This window comes from Actinomadura oligospora ATCC 43269, assembly GCF_000518265.1.
Taxonomy (GTDB): domain Bacteria; phylum Actinomycetota; class Actinomycetes; order Streptosporangiales; family Streptosporangiaceae; genus Spirillospora; species Spirillospora oligospora.
Map to the genome: position 1 here is coordinate 90,261 of NZ_JADG01000023.1, position 18,094 is coordinate 108,354.

19 protein-coding genes are annotated in these 18,094 nt (G+C 71.4%); 5 read left to right on the forward strand and 14 right to left on the reverse strand.

What is annotated here, in order from left to right:
* Positions 1-4: 4 nt before the first annotated feature.
* Positions 5-385 carry a Rid family hydrolase gene (locus P696_RS0130130; RefSeq protein ID WP_026415247.1) on the reverse strand — a complete coding sequence of 127 codons (381 nt, stop codon included), beginning with the start codon at positions 383-385 and terminating at the stop codon, positions 5-7.
* Positions 386-438: 53 nt separating this feature from the next.
* Positions 439-1,383 (reverse strand): threonine ammonia-lyase, encoded by a 945-nt coding sequence (locus tag P696_RS0130135; protein WP_026415248.1) that lies wholly within the window; start codon positions 1,381-1,383, stop codon positions 439-441.
* Between the two features lie 84 nt (positions 1,384-1,467).
* Between P696_RS0130135 and P696_RS49095 the strand changes: the two genes are divergently transcribed.
* The gene (locus P696_RS49095; RefSeq protein WP_051468361.1) at positions 1,468-2,472 is read left to right on the forward strand and encodes a LysR family transcriptional regulator; all 1,005 of its coding nucleotides are present in this window, start codon (positions 1,468-1,470) and stop codon (positions 2,470-2,472) included.
* Here P696_RS49095 and P696_RS0130145 read toward each other — a convergent pair.
* Positions 2,382-3,287, reverse strand: a complete 906-nt coding sequence (locus P696_RS0130145; protein ID WP_026415249.1) for an LLM class flavin-dependent oxidoreductase — start codon at positions 3,285-3,287, stop codon at positions 2,382-2,384. The genes P696_RS49095 and P696_RS0130145 overlap by 91 nt on opposite strands.
* Before the next feature lie 28 nt (positions 3,288-3,315).
* Between P696_RS0130145 and P696_RS0130150 the strand changes: the two genes are divergently transcribed.
* Positions 3,316-3,771 (forward strand): MarR family winged helix-turn-helix transcriptional regulator, encoded by a 456-nt coding sequence (locus P696_RS0130150; RefSeq protein WP_026415250.1) that lies wholly within the window; start codon positions 3,316-3,318, stop codon positions 3,769-3,771.
* 10 nt (positions 3,772-3,781) lie between these two features.
* Here the strand turns inward: P696_RS0130150 and P696_RS49100 are convergent, their stop codons facing one another.
* Positions 3,782-4,468, reverse strand: coding sequence for an FAD-dependent oxidoreductase (locus P696_RS49100; protein ID WP_084338412.1), 687 nt, complete (start codon positions 4,466-4,468; stop codon positions 3,782-3,784).
* 376 nt (positions 4,469-4,844) lie between these two features.
* On the opposite strand from P696_RS49100, the gene hutI reads away from it, so the two are divergent.
* On the forward strand, positions 4,845-6,008 hold the full coding sequence (gene hutI, locus P696_RS0130160; protein WP_026415251.1) for an imidazolonepropionase: 1,164 nt from the start codon (positions 4,845-4,847) through the stop codon (positions 6,006-6,008).
* A gap of 148 nt (positions 6,009-6,156) precedes the next feature.
* On the opposite strand, the gene P696_RS0130165 is transcribed toward hutI, so the two are convergent.
* From P696_RS0130165 to P696_RS0130185, 5 genes are all read right to left on the reverse strand, one after another.
* Positions 6,157-6,636 carry a cupin domain-containing protein gene (locus P696_RS0130165; RefSeq protein WP_026415252.1) on the reverse strand — a complete coding sequence of 160 codons (480 nt, stop codon included), beginning with the start codon at positions 6,634-6,636 and terminating at the stop codon, positions 6,157-6,159.
* A 10-nt stretch (positions 6,637-6,646) separates the two neighbouring features.
* Positions 6,647-6,979 carry a cupin domain-containing protein gene (locus P696_RS0130170; protein ID WP_026415253.1) on the reverse strand — a complete coding sequence of 111 codons (333 nt, stop codon included), beginning with the start codon at positions 6,977-6,979 and terminating at the stop codon, positions 6,647-6,649.
* A gap of 90 nt (positions 6,980-7,069) precedes the next feature.
* Positions 7,070-7,561, reverse strand: coding sequence for a flavin reductase family protein (locus tag P696_RS0130175; protein WP_051468369.1), 492 nt, complete (start codon positions 7,559-7,561; stop codon positions 7,070-7,072).
* Positions 7,546-9,249, reverse strand: coding sequence for a signal peptide peptidase SppA (gene sppA, locus P696_RS0130180; protein ID WP_026415254.1), 1,704 nt, complete (start codon positions 9,247-9,249; stop codon positions 7,546-7,548). The genes P696_RS0130175 and sppA overlap by 16 nt, the downstream gene beginning before the upstream one ends.
* Before the next feature lie 105 nt (positions 9,250-9,354).
* On the reverse strand, positions 9,355-9,849 hold the full coding sequence (locus P696_RS0130185) for a PaaI family thioesterase (RefSeq protein WP_245627875.1): 495 nt from the start codon (positions 9,847-9,849) through the stop codon (positions 9,355-9,357).
* A gap of 146 nt (positions 9,850-9,995) precedes the next feature.
* Between P696_RS0130185 and P696_RS0130190 the strand changes: the two genes are divergently transcribed.
* Positions 9,996-10,865, forward strand: a complete 870-nt coding sequence (locus P696_RS0130190; RefSeq protein ID WP_026415256.1) for an NUDIX domain-containing protein — start codon at positions 9,996-9,998, stop codon at positions 10,863-10,865.
* On the opposite strand, the gene P696_RS0130195 is transcribed toward P696_RS0130190, so the two are convergent.
* The 5 genes from P696_RS0130195 to P696_RS0130215 form a co-directional block, all read right to left on the reverse strand.
* Positions 10,862-11,227, reverse strand: a complete 366-nt coding sequence (locus tag P696_RS0130195) for an ACT domain-containing protein (protein WP_026415257.1) — start codon at positions 11,225-11,227, stop codon at positions 10,862-10,864. The genes P696_RS0130190 and P696_RS0130195 overlap by 4 nt on opposite strands.
* Positions 11,224-13,506: a 1,4-alpha-glucan branching protein GlgB gene (glgB, locus tag P696_RS0130200; RefSeq protein ID WP_026415258.1), complete on the reverse strand. Its 2,283-nt coding sequence runs from the start codon at positions 13,504-13,506 to the stop codon at positions 11,224-11,226. Before glgB ends, P696_RS0130195 begins: the two co-directional genes overlap by 4 nt.
* An 88-nt stretch (positions 13,507-13,594) precedes the next feature.
* Positions 13,595-14,863: a cytochrome P450 gene (locus tag P696_RS0130205; protein WP_026415259.1), complete on the reverse strand. Its 1,269-nt coding sequence runs from the start codon at positions 14,861-14,863 to the stop codon at positions 13,595-13,597.
* Positions 14,864-14,944: 81 nt separating this feature from the next.
* Positions 14,945-16,237, reverse strand: a complete 1,293-nt coding sequence (locus tag P696_RS0130210) for a GH39 family glycosyl hydrolase (RefSeq protein WP_051468363.1) — start codon at positions 16,235-16,237, stop codon at positions 14,945-14,947.
* Between the two features lie 737 nt (positions 16,238-16,974).
* Positions 16,975-17,193 carry a hypothetical protein gene (locus P696_RS0130215; protein ID WP_026415261.1) on the reverse strand — a complete coding sequence of 73 codons (219 nt, stop codon included), beginning with the start codon at positions 17,191-17,193 and terminating at the stop codon, positions 16,975-16,977.
* A 121-nt stretch (positions 17,194-17,314) separates the two neighbouring features.
* On the opposite strand from P696_RS0130215, the gene P696_RS49105 reads away from it, so the two are divergent.
* The coding region (locus P696_RS49105) for a GntR family transcriptional regulator (RefSeq protein WP_064744158.1) at positions 17,315-18,094 on the forward strand (780 nt) is incomplete at its 3' end.

Genomic DNA, 18,094 nt, shown 5'->3' on the forward strand with positions numbered 1-18,094 from the left:
CCGGTCAGGCGCGGACAATGGCGTCGGCTTCGATCTGGACGAGGAGGTCCGGGGCGAAGAGGCTGCTGACCTCGACCATCGTGGACGCCGGGCGGTGGGGGAAGAACTGCCGGAGCAGGGTGACGATCTCGGCCCGGCGGCCGATGTCGGTGAGGTACACGCGGAACCGGACGACCTCGTCCAGCGCCGATCCGACCTGACGCAGCGCTATGTCGATGCGGCGGAGCACCTCGGTGGCCTGCGCGATGACGTCGCCTCCGCCGACGGCGCCGCCGGGGTCGGCCGCCGTCGTCCCGCCCATCCACACCGACTGCCCGACGCGCACGGCCTTCGGGTAGGCCAGGGCCTCGTCGAAGCCCGTCTCGAATCCCGCGATCTCGTTCACCGCACGAAGGTAACCGCGGCCACGACGCGCCGCACAGTCCCATGACGGAATTCTCAGGCGAGATCGGCGATTTCGGATCCGGAGGCGTTGCCGCCCGTGCAGACCACGGCGACACGGAGGCCCGCGAAGTCGTCCGGAGCCGCGAGGACGACCGCCAGCGCGGCAGCGCCCGCGCCTTCCGCGAGTGTGTGCGCGTGCGTGGCGAAAACGCGCTGGGCCGCCCGGATCTGCTCGTCCGAGACCAGCCGGAACTCGGCGAGCCCGTCCCGCAACACCTGCTGAGGCACGGTGAAACCGCGACCCGTGGCCAGCCCCTCGACGGCCGTCCGGTTGGGACGTTCCACGGTGTTTCCAGCACGCCAGGAATCATGCGCCGCAGGAGAGGACGCCGACTGGACGGCGATCACCCGGCATCGTGGCGCGACGGCGGCGGCGACCAGGCACGCGGCAGCCGCGCCCGTGCCGCTCCCCACCGGCACCACCACCGCGTCCAGGTCGGGCCGCGCCTCGAAGACCTCCAGGTACGCGGTGCCGACACCGGCCATCAACTCCACGGTGTCACCCGGGCTGACCAGCAAGAACTCACCGGCGAGCGCTTCGGCCGCCTTCTGCGCCCCGGCCATGTCCGCGCCGCTCAGCACCACCCGCGCGCCGTAGCCGCGCGTGGCGCGGATCTTCTCCTCGCTCGCCGACTCCGGCATGACGACCGTGCAGGGCGCGCCGTACCGGGCGCACGCGTACGCCATCGATTGGGCGTGGTTTCCGGTCGAGTACGTCACCAGCCCGCGCTCGCGCAGCGACGGCGACAGCCCGGCGAGGAACGTCAGCCCGCCGCGCACCTTGAAAGCGCCCGTGGGCTGCGCGTTCTCGTGTTTCACGAACACCGACGCGCCCGTCGCCTCGTCCAGCGCGGGGTAGGACCACATCGGCGTCGCGGGAAGGTGGGAGGACAGCAGGTCGCGGGCGGCGAGGACGTCGTCGAACACGGGGAGTCGCATGCCTCCATGCTCGCGACGCCCGGACCCATAGGTCCAATGCCAATTTTCTCTGGAACACATCGAGCTCGTTGATACGTTCGAGTCATGCTGGACGTCGCCCGACTGCGCGTGCTGGCGGCGGTGGCGCGGCACGGTTCGGTCACCGAGGCCGCCCGCGCGCTCGGCTACGCGCAACCCTCCGTCAGCCACCACCTCGCGCGCCTGGAGGCCGAGACGGGGAGCCGCCTCGTCCAGCGCGTCGGCCGGGGCGTCCGGCTCACCGACGCCGGACGCGTGCTCGCCGAACGCGCCGAGGAGATCCTCGGCCGCCTGGACGCCGCCGAAGCCGAACTCGCCGCCCATACCGGCCTGCGCGCCGGGCGGGTCCGGCTCGCCGCGTTCCCCTCCGCGCTCGGCACCTTCGTCCCGCGCGCCGCCGCAGCGTTCGCGGCCGACCACCCCGACGTGGAGCTTCGCCTCAGCGAGGCCGAACCTCCCGAAGCGATCCGGGCCTTGCGTTCGGGTGACATCGACATCGCCGTCCTGTTCGCCCACGCGCCGCCCGCCGCCCCGGACGGCCTGAGGCACGTCCCGCTCCTGACCGAGCCCGTCCACCTGGTCACCCCGCGCGCACCAGGCGGCGAACGGCTTTCCGAAGAAGCCGGACGGCTCTCCGACCATGCGGCCAGCCGGTGGATCTCAGGCTGCGAACGATGCCGGGAGCAGCTCGTCCGCGCGTGCGAGGACGAGGGCTTCACTCCGGACATCGCCTTCACCACCGACGACTACGTGGCGGTGCAGGCGCTCGTCGCCCAGGGACTGGGCGTCACGACCCTGCCCGCCCTCGCGCTGCACGCCGTCCGGGACGAGGGCGTGCGGGCGGTCCGGCTGCCCGGCCAGACACGGCTGGTCACCGCGGCCGTCCACGGCGAGCCGCCCGATCCGCCCGCGACGGCGGCCGTCCTGAAACACCTGGTCAGGGCGGCTTCCGTGATCCTCGGAGGCACTCCGGACGAGCCTCACGAAGCCGTGCCCCGGGCGGACGTCACGGCCTCCCGGACGGCGGGGACGACCTCGCGGGCCCAGGCGTCCGCCTCCCTCCCGAAGTAGGTGAAACCGGATGCGCCGTGCTCCAGGACGGCGCCGGTCAGCTCCTCGGTCCACTGGCTCACCGATCCGCCGATCCAGCGGCCCTCGGCGTCGCGGGTCTCGGCGAGCGGGTCGGCGGTGATGCGGCCCGGCAGGTTGTAGACGGTCCTGACGTCGGACGGGTCGCGCCCCGCCGCCGCGGCGGCCTCGTCGATGAGCGGACGCGACCACCGGTACCGCTCGCTCAGCCAGTCGGCGGCGTGCCCCGGGATCCAGCCGTCCGCCCGCCGCCCGGTGACGGCGAGCGAGCGCGGCCCGTTCGAGCCCGTCCAGACCGGCGGGGTCGGCGCGTCGGCCGGTTCCAGGCCCATGACCTGGTAGAACTCGCCCTCGAAGGTCACCGGTCCGCCGCCGCCCGACATCGCCCGGACGACCTGGAACGCCTCCTCGAAGGCCCGGACGGCCTGGCCCGGCGTGAGCCGCTCGACGCCCATACGGGCCGCCTCGTCCCACAGCCCGCCCGCGCCGAGTCCGAGGATCACCCGGCCTCCGGACAGTTCGGACAGCGAGGTGATCGTCCGGGCGAGCAGCGGCGCCGGGCGGACGGGCAGGCTCGTGACGTTCGCGAACGCCGACAGCCGCTCGGTGCGGCCGAGCAGGACGCCGACGGTGGCGTACGCGTCGAGCCGGTCGGCGTAGTAGGGGTGGTCGGAGACGCTGACCATGTCGAGGCCGTCGCGGTCGGCCCGCGCGGCCTGTTCCAGCATCGTGGCGGTCGTGCGGACGGCCGAGGAGAGTCCGAGGCCGAAAACAAGTTCGTTACGCGAAGTACGCATGGTCATTCCTTAGGGATACTGTGTTGACATGGGAAAACCGACGGGTGAGCGGATGGCGGTGGCGACCGCGCTGGTCCGCTCGTCCTTTCTGGTGAACGCCGTGTACGCCGGAGCCGCGCGTGAGTACGGCCTCACCCCGCAGCAGGGGCAGCTGCTCTGCGTCCTGATGCCCCGGCCGATCGGGATGGGCGAGCTCGGTTCGATGCTCAGTCTGGCCAAGTCCAGCCTGACCGGGCTGGTCGACCGCACCGCCCGGCGTGGCCTGGTCCGCCGCGAGCCGGATCCGGACGACGCCCGCGCCGTCCGCGTCGCGCTCACCGAGGCCGGCACCGCGCTCGCCGACGACTTCTACACCGAGACCTGCCGCCGGGTCGAGGGGCTGCCCACCGGGTTCAGCGCCGCCGAGCGCGACGCCCTGGTGGAGCTGCTCGCCCGTGTCGTCGACGAGAACGACGTCCCCGAGATCTTCATGGACGAGCCGTAGACAGCGCCCCCTAAGCCTCGGCCTCGATGTTGAAGAGCTCGATGAAGCGGCCGATGAACAGGTCGCGGCCCTTGTACTCCGCGACGGTCTCGGTGGGGATGACGAGCGGGCCGTCCGGGCCGGGGTACTGGCCGATGCCGCCGTCCGGCCCGAGCGGCAGCAGCACCGACGGTATCGGCGACGGCGTGTACGTCGCCTCCGGCTCCTCGCCCCGCACCCGCGCGGCGATGTTCGCCGCCACGACCTCGGCGTGCTTCATCGCGTACCCGGCCATCTTCGCCTCGTCCAGGTCGGTGACGTCGCCGACCGCGTACACGTTCTCGAAGCCCTCGACGTTCAGCCTCCCGGTCACCCGGATCCGTCCCCCGGGAGTGCGGGCGGCGGCCAGGTCCTCGCCCAGGTAGGACGTCTGGACGGCCACGCCGTGCGCCCGGAACCAGATGTCGGCGGTGATCCCGTCCACGGTGAACGTCTCCGCGCGGCCCGGCTCGACCGGCGGCTCGGCGCTCAGCGCGGTGCCCATGCGCAGCTCGATCCCGCGCTCGTCCAGCTGTCGTCGCAGGTCGGCGCGCATCTGCTCGTCGAAGGCCGGGACGATCCGCTCGGCGGGGTCCACGACCGTCACGTGCTCGTCCAGCGCCTTCGCCGCGGCGGCGCCGCCGTATCCCCCACCGATGACCACAACGGTTTCGCTCATGATTCCCACTCCCTCGAGCTTCAGTTCGTACTACGAACCGTATTTGGTTCGTAGTACGAACTTCAAGGCGGTGTGATCCGGATCACCGATGGGGGATGTCGTCCCGTGACGCGCGGATCAGGCGCGAACGGCCGCACGCGGGACGGTCGCGCGCGGACGGTCACGTGCGGGCGTTCAGGCGCGGGCGGTCACTTCTCCGCCGCGGGACGGGCCGCGTAGTACCACATGAAGGTCTGGAGGAACGCGTCCCACCGGGAGGGCGCGCTGTGGATCGTCCGCGCTGTCCGCTACCGGCCTGGTCCGGACGTCTCGGATACGAGACGGCGCGCGTGGGGCGCCGGGTGGCGGACGGGGCGTCGGGTGCGATGCTGGGACGGTGAGCATCGTCATCGCCAACATCGGGGAACTGGTCACCAACGAGCCCGGACTCGGGGAGGGGCCGCTCGGGATCGTCCGGGACGCCGCCCTCGTCCTGGACGGGGAGCGGGTCGCGTGGGTCGGCCCCAGCGCCGACGCGCCCGCCGCCGACGAGGCGTACGACGCGGGCGGCAACGCCGTCCTGCCGGGCTTCGTCGACTCGCACGCGCACCTGGTGTTCGCGGGGGAGCGGGCCGAGGAGTTCGCCGCGCGCATGTCGGGCCAGCCGTACAAGGCGGGCGGCATCCGGACGACCGTGGCGAAGACGCGCGCCGCGTCCGACGACGAGCTGCGCGCGAACGTGCGGCGGCTGGTGGACGAGATGGCCCGGCAGGGCACGACCACCGTCGAGTGCAAGTCCGGCTACGGCCTCAACGTCGAGGACGAGAAGCGGGCCGTCCGGATCGCGGCCGAGCTCGCCGACGAGGTCACCTTCCTCGGCGCCCACGTCGTCCCCGCCGAGTACGCCGACGACCAGCAGGGATACGTGCGGCTCGTCACGGGCGACATGCTCGCCGAGTGCGCGCCGCACGCGCGCTGGATCGACGTGTTCTGCGAGCGCGGCGCGTTCGACGCCGACCAGACCCGCGAGGTGCTGGAGGCCGGGATCAAGGCCGGGCTCATGCCGCGCGTCCATGCCAACCAGCTCGGCGAGGGCCCCGGCGTACGGCTCGCGGTCGAGCTGGGCGCGGCGTCCGCCGACCACTGCACGTTCCTCAGCGACGCCGACGTCTCGGCGCTCGCCGACTCCGAGACCGTCGCGACGCTGCTGCCCGGCGTGGAGTTCTCCACCCGCCAGCCCTACCCGGACGCGCGGCGGCTGATCGACGCCGGGGCCACGGTCGCGCTCGCGAGCGACTGCAACCCCGGGTCCTGCTACAGCTCCAGCATGGCGTTCTGCGTCGCGGTCGCCGTCCGGGACATGCGGATGACGCCCGCCGAGGCCGTCTGGGCCGCGACGGCGGGCGGCGCCCGCGCGCTGCGCCGCACCGACGTCGGACGGCTCGGCGTCGGCGCCCGGGCGGACGTGCTCGCGCTGTCCGCCGCGTCCCACATCCACCTGGCCTACCGGCCGGGCGTCCCCCAGGTCGCCGCCGTCTGGAAACGAGGCTGCCGCGTCTGACGACACCCGGCCACGAGCCCCGGCGACGCTGGTGCCGAGCCCGGTTGCACTGAAGCCGGGCCTGGCGACGAGCCGCCCATGTGCCGAGCCGGGCCGCGTCTGAGGCGGCGCGGCCCGGCCTCGGGGGGCGTCTGGCGACGTCCGGGGGTCAGACCCAGAAGGTGTCGTGTTCGAGGAAGAACGCGACTCGTTCCTCGTCGGTCATCTCGCCCAGGTGCGGGATGCCCTCGAAGTACCCCTCGCGCGGCGCGCCCGGCGAGAAGTGGATCAGCATGGACGCGGGCTCGCCCGACTCGTTGCGGAAGCCGTGCACCCCGCCCTCCGGGACGTGCACCCAGTCGCCGGGCGCCGTGTCGATCCACTTCGCGCCGTCGAAGATCCGGACGGTCCCGGCGAGGATGTAGAACGACTCGGACAGGGACCGGTGGAAGTGCGGCGACGGGCCGCTCGGCACCGCCCCCATCTCCCACCGGTACAGCCCGAACTGCCCGGTCGTCGAGGCGCCCGTCGCCAGGTAGTGGACGCGGGTCCCGTTCTCGTACACGAAGTCGGGGTCGGTGGAGTCCGGACGGTAGGTGGCGTTGATCTCGCCCTTGTCACCGTGGTACCGGGGCTCTGGGTAGGTCATCGCGGGTCCTCTACAGGGTGATCTGGTAGACCTTGCGGAGCGTCTCGTGGACGGTCCAGGTGGTGCGCGCGCCCTCGGTGAAGACGCCCACGTCGCCGGGGCCGACCTCCAGCGTCGGGCCGTCCTCGACGGTGATCGTGGCGCGTCCGGTCAGGACGGTGAAGATCTCGTCGGCCTCCACGTCGGTGACCGTACCCGGAGTGATCTCCCAGATCCCGCGCTGGACCGTTCCATCCTCGTGCAGGACCTTGCTGAACATGCGCGGCTCACCCGCCAGCACGGTCGCGGGGTCGAGCCCGTCCTCGTCCAGGACGGCGTCGCTCACGGTGAGCGAGAAGGTCATGTCGTGCTCCTTTGGGGCGTTCCTGCCCGGAGCGTATCGACATGTCGTTCCTTCCCGCTGCCCCGAAGCGGCCCTGCCGCACGAATCGGCTCAGGTCACGTAGCGGCGGTTCACCCTGATCAGAGGGGAGCGGCGGCGGGCCACGTAATCGGCCGCCAGGACCTCGGCGACGAACAGGAGGTGGTCGCCCGCCTCGATCGTCTGCCGGGTCTCGCATTCCAGCGCGGCCAGCCCGGACTCCACGATCAGCGCGTCCGACCGTGGGCCCCGGTGGTGCGGCTCGGACGCCAGCAGGATCCGCGCGGACGGACGTCCCGCCGCGGCGAACCGTCCGGCCAGCGCCCGCTGCTCCGCGCTCAGCACCGTCACCGCCCAGCGCGGACGGCGCTGGAGCACCTCGGCCAGGTAGCCGTCCGAGGCGACCCCGGCCAGCACCATCGGCGGCTCCAGCGACACCGACATGAACGAGGTGACCGTGGTGCCGAGATCGTCCCGTTCGTCCCGGACGGTCAGCACCACGACCCCGGTCGCGAAACCCGCGACGGCCTCGGTGAACTCGACCTCGTTCAGCGGATGTCCCAGGTGCCGGGCAGGGTGAGCGGACCGGCGGACGGCAGTCCGAGCCGCGCGGCGAGCCCGCCGAGCGAGCCCCAGCCGTCGAACCGCGCCGACGCGGCGGTGCGGTCCTCGCTGGACTCGGGCGGACGCAGCCGTTCCAGAGGCGAGGTGTGCGGGAACGTGCGGATCGGGGCGTCGGCCGCGAGCCCGGCCTTCTTCCGCGCCAGGTCGAACGCCAGGTCGAGGCCGCCCAGCTCGTCCACCAGGCCGCTGGCCTGCGCGTCCGCGCCCGTCCAGACCCGGCCGCGGGCCAGCTCGTGGACGCGCTCGCGGGTCATTCCACGGCCCTCGGCGGCCTTCCCGGTGAAGTCGTCGTAGATCTTGTCGAGCGAGGCGTTGATCCGCTCCCACTCCGAGTCGCTGAAGTCCTTGGTCGCGCTGAACATGCGGGCGTGCGCGCCGTCCTCGACCGCGCCGAGGCCGATCCCGACCCGGTCGAGCAGCCCGTTCACCACGGCCTTCCCGACGACCACGCCGATCGATCCGGTGATCGTCCCGGGCTGCGCCACGATCGTGTCGGCGGCCATCGCGACGTAGTAGCCCCCGGACGCCGCGACGTCGCCCATCGACACGATCACGGGCTTGCCCGCCTTGCGCGCGAGGACGACCTCACGCCAGATCGCGTCGGACGCCACCGCCGACCCGCCGGGGCTGTTCACCCGGAACACGATCGCCTTGACCTTGTCGTCCTTCACCGCCGCGCGGAACGCCGCGCCGACCGTGTCCGAGCCCATCGCGACGCTCTGCCCGGGAAGCGGCCCGCCGCGTCCGCTGCGTCCGAGCCGGATCTGCCCGTGCCCGTTGATCAGGGCGACGCCGTCGTGCCGCCCGGGCTGCGGGATCCGCTTCGCCAGGCCGTGCGTCCGGTTGTACCGCGCGACGTACCTGAGCTGCGCGTCCTCGCCCGCCTTCGCCTTCAGGTGCGCGTACACCTCGTCGCGGTAGCCGAGCTTGTCGACCAGCCCGGCCTCGAGGGCCTCGTCCGCGAGCAGCGGGCCCTTGTCGGTCAGCTCGCGGACCCGCTCCGGGCTCATCCCGCGCGCCTCCGCGATGCCCTTCGCGAGCTGCTCGCCGAGCGACTCGACGAGCCGCTTGGACGACTCCTCGTGTTCCGGCGTGTACGCCTTCTCCATGAAGGTGTTCGCCATCGTCTTGTACTCGTAGCGCTTGGCGAACCGCGGCTGGACGCCCGCCTTCTCCAGCGCGCCGGCGAAGAACGGCTCCTCCAGCGCCACGCCCGTCAGCCCGACCTCGCCGGTCGGCTGCAGGTACACGCGGTCGAACGCCGACGCCAGGTAGTAGGGCACCGTGCCGCGCCCGCCCTCGCCGAACGTCTCGGCCCACGCGACCGTGTACTTCCCGGCCTCGCGCAGCGCGGTCACCGCGTCCCGGACCTCCTGGACGAGCGCCAGCCCGGCCCCGCCGGTCACCTTCACCACAAGCGCCCTGACCCGGGCGTCCGAGCGCGCGCGGCGCAGCCCGTCGAGGACGTCGCGCAGGTGCGTCCGCCGCATCGCGAGGACCGCCGACAACGGGTCGCCGGGCGGGGCCTCCACGATCCCGTCGGTGAGGTCCAGCTCCAGGACCAGCGGAGCGGTACGCCGCTCGCGCGCCTGCCGGATGACGTTGACAACGTTGCCGGGATCCACCATGCCTCCCACCCTATGCGCCGTGCGGGCCATCCGGACGGCGGCCGGGCCGGGTGTGGATCAGCGGTCGGACCAGCCGTTGTGCCGTATGCGGCGCAGGGCCTGGGATCAGCGGTCGAAGGCGCGGTTGGGCAGGACGGACGCGCTCGCCTGCGCGAACACACGGCCGTCCGCGTCGGTGATCGCGGCGTTGGCGACCATGCGGGTGCGGCCCGGGTGCACGCAGGTGCCGGTCACCGTGTACGGCACCCCCGCCTGGACGGGCCGCAGGTAGTCGACGTTCAGGTTGAGCGTCAGCATCGGCATGAAGTGCTCGCACGTGGACGACCCGGCGAGGCACACGGCGTTGTCGAGGATCATCGCCACATAGCCGCCGTGCACGATCCCGCCGGGGTTGCAGAGGTGCTCGCCGGGGGTCCAGCCGACGGCGATCAGGCCGGACTCGGCGGACCGGAATTCCATCCCGAGGTGCTCGTCCACCTGGGAGACGTGCGGGAACGCGCCGTCCGCCATCGCCTGGATCAGCTCCGCTCCGGACAGCTCGTCCCACATGCGGGCGTGCTCGGCCTGGGCGGCCGCGGCGGGTCGGGTCTGGGCGCTCAACGCTGCTCCCTCGGATGGACGGGTCTGGCGGACGGGTGAGGCGGACGGGTGGGGGCGCGGACGGTTGAGGCGGACGGGACAACCGAAGGGTATTCGGGGCGGCGATGCGCGGGCATGTGCACTTCGTCACGGCTAGTGTCGCGGACATGGGAGACGGCGACGGCTGGACGCGGTGTGAACAGGGGCATAAGCACTGGGGCCGGTTCGGCGCGTCCGGGCTGCTGCCCTATCACCGGGGTCCGGACGGCGTCGTCCACGTGCTTCTGCAGAAGCGCGGGGCCTTTGGGCCCGGCGGCGGGACGTGGGGCATGTTCGGCGGTGCCAACCACAGCCACGAGGACCCGATCACGGGCGCCATCCGCGAAACGGGCGAGGAGAGCACGTTCGACGCGTCCGACGCCGATCTGATTGGAACCCGTACTGAGGACCACGGGAACTGGTCGTTCACGTCGGTCGTCATGTCCGTCCCCGAAATGACCGCCGTTCGGGGCGTTTCGTTCGAGACGCGCCGCGCCGCGTGGGTTCCCGTAGACAAGGTCGAGGCGCTCAAGCTGTTCGCGCCGTTCGCCGGGACCTGGCCGGTGCTGCGGGAGGCGCTCTTCGAGGTCGTCCTGATCGTGGACGCCGCGAACGTCGTCGGCGCGCGCGCGGAACACGGCTGGTGGCGCGACCGGGCCGGGGCGAACGCGCGTCTCCGCGACGACCTGGCCGTCATCGCCGAGGGCGTCACCGACCTGCCCGGCGTGCCGGTGCCCTATGACACCGCGTACCCGGCGATCGTCCAGGCGGTGGAGGGGGCCGCGCGCTCGGTGTCCTCGTCCGACTGGGTGGAGGTCAGCCCGGCCCCCGGCAGCGGGGACGATCACATCGTCGAGCTCGTCGCGGGCACCGGACCGGGGGAGAAGGCGCTGGTCATCACCGCCGACCGCGAACTCAAGACCCGGGTCGCGGCGGCCGGCGGAGCCGTCGCCGGACCCCGCTGGCTCCTCGGCCGCCTGGGGGCCCGGTCAGGCTAGGGCTGGATCTTGTGCCCGGCGGCCTGGAGCGCCTCGGTCGCGACCTTGAGCTTGTGCTCGGGCACGAGGACGAGGTCCGCGTGATAGGTCGACGCCACGAACACCGACACCCGGGCCTCGGCCAGGGGGCCCACGACGGCGGCGAGCATGCCGGGCATGTCGAGGGAGTGCGCGGTCGCCCCGCCGTAGAAACCCACCCAGCGGTCGGCCTCCACGTAGGGCGGTGCCTCGCGGACGACCGTCAGCCCCTCGGGCGCGCGCACGAGGGCCACCCACTCGTCGTCCTCGGGGAACACCGAGTTCGGCAGATGCTCCAGGACGAACTGGTTCGGGACGATACCGAGGGTCTGAGCAGTGGTCATTCCGCCACTGTATTCGCGTCCGCGACAGTGCCTGTGCTCGTGTCGGATTCCGGGTCGGCGGCGTCATCCGGCTCGGGAACCAGCCAGACGACGCCGAGCGGTGGGACGCGCATGGCGGCGGAGGCGGGCATCGCGTGGAGCGGCTCGTCGTGGGCTTCGACGCGTCCCATGTTGCCGACGCCGCTGCCGCCGTACTCGTAGGCGTCGGTGTTGAGCAGCTCCCGCCAGGCGCCGGGGCGCGGCAGCCCGACGCGGTAGTCCTCGTGGGCGTCTCCGGAGAAGTTGACGACGCAGGTCAGGGGCGTGCCGTCCGCCGCGTACCGGACGAACGAGAGGACGTTGCCCTCGGCGTCGTTGGCGTCGATCCACTGGAATCCCTCAGCGGACGCGTCGCGCGTCCACAGCTCCGGCCGTTCCCGGTAGGCGTGGTTGAGGTCGCGCACGAGCCTCTGGACGCCGATGTGGTTCGCGCCTTCGGCGGCGTTGTCCAGAAGCCACCAGTCCAGGGCTCGGCTCTCGGACCATTCGGCCCCCTGGCCGAACTCTCCGCCCATGAAGAGAAGCTGCTTTCCCGGATGTGACCACATGTAGGCGAGCAGAGTCCTGAGCCCCGCGAACTTCTTCCAGGTGTCGCCGGGCATCTTCTCCAGCAGCGACCCCTTCATGTGCACGACCTCGTCGTGCGAAAGGGGAAGGACGTAGTTCTCCGAGAACGCGTACACCATCGAGAAGGTGATCTCGTTGTGGTGGTAGTGCCGGAACACGGGATCGTGCTCGAGGTAGTTGAGGGTGTCGTGCATCCAGCCCATGTTCCATTTGAGGCCGAACCCGAGCCCGCCCAGGTGTGTGGGACGTGAAACCCCAGGCCAGGCCGTCGACTCCTCGGCGATCGTGACGATTCCGGGGTTCCGCTTGTAGGCCGTCGCGTTCATCTCCTGGAGGAACGAGATGGCCTCCAGGTTCTCCCGGCCGCCGTAGACGTTGGGCTTCCATTCGCCGTACTTCCGGGAGTAGTCCAGGTAGAGCATGGAGGCGACGGCGTCCACGCGGAGGCCGTCGACGTGGAATTCCTCGAGCCAGTAGCAGGCGTTCGCGACGAGGAAGTTGCGCACTTCCGCGCGTCCGAAGTTGAAGACGTAGGTCCCCCAGTCCGGATGCTCGCCCTTGTCGGGGTCGGCGTGCTCGTAGAGAGCCGTCCCGTCGAAGCGCGCCAGTGCCCATTCGTCCTTCGGGAAATGCGCGGGAACCCAGTCGATGATGACGCCGACGCCCGCCTGGTGCAGCCGGTCCACCAGATGCCGGAAGTCGTCCGGCGTGCCGAACCGGGAGGTGGGGGCGTAGTAGGACGTGACCTGGTACCCCCAGGACGGTCCGTACGGATGCTCGGCCACCGGCAGGAACTCCACGTGCGTGAAGCCCATGTCGCGCACGTAAGTGGTGAGGGCGTCCGCGAGGTCCCGGTAGCTCAGGCCGGGACGCCACGACCCCAGATGCACCTCGTACACGCTCATGGGCTCGTCCACCCAATCGCGTCCTTTGCGGTGGTCCATCCAGTCGCCGTCGCCCCACTCGTAGGACGACTCGTACACGCGCGAGGCCGTGGCCGGGGGCGTCTCGGTGTACCTCGCCATGGGGTCCGCCTTGGTGCGCCACACATGGTCCTCACCGAGGATCTGGAACTTGTAGGCGTCGCCGTCGCCCACGTCCGGGACGAACAGCTCCCACACGCCCGTGGAGCCGAGCGACCGCATCGGATGGGTGCGCCCGTCCCAGTGGTTGAAGTCGCCGACGACGCGCACGCCGCGCGCGGTCGGCGCCCACACGGCGAACGCCGTCCCCGAGACGGGTCCGAACGCCGAGTCGTACGTCCGGACGCGTGCCCCGAGAGTCCGCCAGAGCTCCTCATGGCGTCCCTCGCCGAGCAGATGCAGGTCCAGCTCGCCGAGAGTGGGGAGATGCCGGTACGGGTCGTCCTGGACGATCTCAGGGCCGCCGGGATAGGTCACGGCGAGCCGGTAGTCGGGCACCGCCTGCGGCGGACCGGACATGTTGGACAGTGAGGCCCCCGGCGGCAGCGTCCCGGTGAACACGCCCGCCTGGTAGTGGCGCAGCCGTTTCCGGTCGCCGTTCGGCAGCAGCACCTCGACCCGCTCCGCGAGGGGGCGCAGCGCCCGGACCGTCACTCCCGTCCGCCCCGCGTGCGCGCCGAGGACGGAGTGCGGATCGTGGTGGTCGCCTCCGACGAGCCGGTCGATCTCCGCGCGGGTCACTCGTGTCATCGGGCGCTCCTCCCGGGGGTGAGGGCGAGGGGTTGATGTCGATGGGTGCGTGTGTGCGCCCCTAGCCATGCCCCGAGATGCGCCCCTCTCACCCGGTTTCTGGTTGGTGACCCCAGGTGAAGGGGAGGCGCGTGATGCCGTTGTCGAAGCTGGAGAGCAGGTACTCGGGCTCCCCGCACGCGCGCAGGCCGGGCAGCCTGCCGAACAGCTCCTGGAACAGGATGCGCAGCTCCATGCGCGCGAGGTTCGCCCCAAGGCACAGGTGCGGCCCAGGCCCGCCGAACCCGACGTGTGGGTTGGGGGAGCGGGTGATGTCGAAGGCGTCCGGGTCGGTGAACACCTCGGGGTCGCGGTTGGCGGCCGGGTAGAACAACACCACCTTGTCGCCTGTCCTGAGCGGATGCCCGTTCAGCTCATGCCCGGTGGTCACCGTCCTGCGGAACTGGATGATCGGGGACGCGTGCCGGACGATCTCCTCGATCGCCGTCCCGATCCGCTCGTCGTACCGGGACAGCAGCAGGTCGCGCTGGTCCGGATGGTCGGTGAACAGCTTCAGCCCGTGCGCGAGCGCGTTGCGCGTGGTCTCGTTCCCGGCCACCAGCAGCAGGTCGAAGAACGACCCGAGCTCCTTCACCGACAACCGCTCGCCGTCGGGATTGGCGTTGACGAGCGCCGACACCAGGTCGTCGGCCGGGTTCTCCCTGCGCGCCTCGCCCAGGCGCGCGACGAGTCGGTGCAGATCCACGATCGCCTTGAGGTTCCCCGCCAGCAACCGCATCGTGCGGGGGCTCGCCAGCGACCCGCGCACACCGGAGTACTCCGTCATGGCGTCGATCCGGGACAGCACGTACGGACGGGTCTCCTCGGGGATGCCCATCATCGAGCAGATGACGTTGATCGGCAGCCGCGCCGCGACCTGCCCGACGAAGTCGCCCGGCCCCTCCGCCAGGACGTCGTCGACGATGCGCGCCGCCGTGGCCCGGATGTCGTCCTCGATCTTCGCGAGCATCTTCGGCGTGAACGCGCGGAACACGATGCGCCGCAGACGCGCGTGCGCGGGGTCGTCCATGTTCACCATCGGCGTGCCGAACACCTTCGACAGCCACGGCGGAGGCTCCGGCGACGTCGCGGCCGGTTCGCTGGAGAACACCTTCGCGTTGCGGCTGGCCGCCACCACGTCCGCATGCCGGACCAGCGCGTAGAAGCCCTTGCCCGAGCGGACGAATGGGACCCGGGGTTCGGCGAAGTGGACTGGGGCGCCGCGCTCGCGCAGGCGCGCGAAGTCCGCGAGCCGTTCGTCCGGCGGACGGTCCCAGAACCCGATGTCGACCAGGTCGATGTCTGCGGCGAGCGCCATCACGTTCCCCCTGTGGCCATCACGTGCCCTGCGTCCGGCCCCCGAAGGCCCGGCGACGCGATCCGGTCGAAGACGATCCGGTCAACGGCCCATCCACTTGACCTCGTACGGCGCGAGGTCCACCTTGTGCCCGCCCACCTGGGCCGACACGGGAGTGTCCCGGGTGTTCACCAGGACCATCTCGTGCGCCTGCGCGAGGACCCGCACGGACGGGTCGGACGACCGGACGTCCACGAGTCTGGTCCCCGGGGGGAACCAGCGGGCGAAGTTCTGCAACATGACCAGGTTCGGCGTCGCACCCCCACCCTGCGACGAGCCGAACCACAGGCACCCGGCGCAGCTCCCCGACGTGTGGGTCTGCGGGCTCCAGTAGTACGCGCTGGACGCCCCGCCCCGGACGAACTCCATGAACGCGGCCGTCAGCACCGCGCCCCTGTGCTCGTCCGACCAGTCCGAACCGTCCGGCTCCACGTACCACTCGGCCCACCACACCGGCAGCTTCGGATCCAGGCCGCGCAACCATTTCGTCGCGTCGGAGAACTTGGCGAGCGTCTCGAACTCGTTCATCCTGACGTCTTTTTGCTGTGGCAGAGAAGAACCGTCAACGGCGAGGAAATCCGCACCGGCCTTGTGCTTGGACCAGTACTTCACCGCGTCCAGGCCACGCTGGTCCATGCTTCCCCAGACACCGTGCAACTCCGAGGGCGGACCATAGGCCCTACCAGGGGCGTCACTGTTGAGGACGATGTACGGGCCACCGATCCTGAGGTCGGGATCCACCTTCTTCAGCGCCGCGTACACCTTGTTGTAGAGCGTGGTGTAGCCCTCGTAGTCCCAGCGGTTGGCCCTGTTGTTCCAGAAGCCTTTGAACTCGTTCCAGACGGCGTAGTACCTCACGTCCGGATAGCGCTGGGCGACCTTCGCGGCGAGATTCGCGAAATCGTCGAAATGCTGGGACGCGACCGCGTCCTCGAGGTGCGTCCAGTCGGTCTGGCCCTGCGCTCCGCCCTTCATCCAGTCCGGCGAGCAGCACAGCGTGATCACCGGCGTGCCCCTGGTCTTGCGGATCACGCTCATCCGGTGGTCGAGCGAGGCCCAGTTGTACTCGCCGGGGCTCGGCTCGGGGTTGTCCAGCCCCCACCCCATGATGGGTGTGACCTGCGGCATCGCCTCCCGCGAGAGGTCGCGGAGCGCCTGCGCCGGACCCTGCTGGGTGTCGACCGACACCTGCGTGTGGGTGAAGCCCCACGCGGGCCAGCTCGTCGGCGCGTCCGGCGCCACCCGGGACGCGGGCCCCACCGGACGCGTCGGCCCGAACCCGACGCCCCCGGCCTGCCACCCCGTCGTCCAGATCACCAGAGCCGAGGTCAGCACCCCCGCGAGCGCCGCGAGGAGCGCGACCGGAAGCAGACCCCGGCGACGCCTCCGCCCGTGCCTCCCCCTGCTCCCCCGGAACACCCCCCGCCGCGACCCGCCCCGCCCATCGGACCGCGCGCGCCTTTTACTCGGCCGCGCGCGCCGCTCACCGGACGCCGCGCGCCGCTCACCGGACGCCGCGCGTCGTTCGCCGGACGCCGCGGTGTGATCCGGCTCCGGCATGTCATGGGTCCGCGACCGAACGTCCACGTGCGCCTCCCGTGATCGGCGTCATGCGCGCACGTCTGTTAGAACGTCGCGGACGGGGGCCGGGTTCGTCCCCGTCTTCCATTTGGCCGTCATATCTGCCTAACCCCTGTGCGGCCTGTCGCGGAACCCCCACCCGTACGACCCGGCTGCGTCCCGTGCACGACCGCGTCCGCCCCGGCAAAAGCTCGGCCAAACGGCTGCGGGACGGCTGGGAACCGTGCGTCAGGAGAATGTGCCGTGCCGAGCCCGTTCCAGCGGAAGAACCGCTCTGCGCGACCGCACGGACGACACGACTTCTTGTTGGGGTCGCGCCGATGTGTCATCCGTGCGGTCACGTCCTCCTGGCCCGGGGGGTGACGTCCACCCCACCGACCAGAGCTCCATTCCTGTGTCACCTGAGCGCCACAGGTCACTGTCGTCGCGGTGCGGTAGAGCCCGGCCCGCCCCCGACTCCGGGCCGGGCTCCGGCGCCCCGAAAGCCCGTCTCACCGCTCGCCGCCGTCCTTGCGGGACTGCTCGGCCAGAAGCTCGCGGAGGCCGCCGGAGTCGTCGGCGGCCACGGTCATCGCATATCCGGCCTGGAGTTGGGCGTCGGTGAGGTCGCCGCTGCGGGTCGCGTACCACCGGCCCGCGTCGCTGCGCCACACCAGCCAACCCGGGTACTCGCGCTCGATGGTCGTCTTCAGATCCTCGAAGTCGCCCATCAAGGTCGTCCTTTCCCCGGGGCGGCGGTTCTGTATACAAAAGTCTTACTCGGTCGAAGAGGTGTCAAGCTGTCCGTAAGTGGACCGTCCCCTCACGGACAGTGCCTAGGGAGGTGAGCCCGTGGCCGAACGCCCGGCCTACCTGCGCATCGCCGACACCATCCGCGACCAGATCCGCTCGGGCACGTATCCACCCGGATCCCGCCTGCCCACCATGCGGGATCTCGGCGAGGAGTTCGGTGTCTCGGAGATCGTCGTCCGCCAGGCGTTCGCGCTCCTGCGCGGCGAGGGACTGATCGAGTCGCGGCGCGGCGCGGGCACCATGGTCCGGCACACGCCCCCGGTCCGCCGCATCGCGATGGACCGGTACCGCAGGTTCACGGCGGCGCCCCCCGGACGCGACACCCCGCTGCCGCCCGCCACCACCTTCACCCACGACCAGCGGATCGGCTGGCAGGAGTACCGGCTCGACCGCGAGTTCACCCGCACCCAGGCGACCCCCGACCTCGCCGCCCTCTTCGAACTCCCCGTCGGCACCGAGCTTCTGCGTCGCCGGTTCGTCTTCTACGCGCGCGGCGACCCGCAGCAGATCTCGGTCAACTACCTGCCCTGGGACCTGGTCGCCGAGACCCCCGTCTCCGACCCCGCGCGCGAGCCGTGGCCCGGCGGCACCCTCGCGCAGCTCGTGTACCTGGGCCACCCGCCCACCCGCGTCGAGGAGTCCGTCGGCGCGCGCATGCCGACCCCCGAGGAGGCCGAGACCCTCGGCATGGGCGCGGGCGTCCCCGTCTTCGCCATCACCCGCCGAATGATCTCCGACGCCCGGATCCTCGAGGTCTGCCGCGACATCGTCATCCCCGCCGACCGCGCCGTCCTCGACTACGCCATCGACCTCACCCCC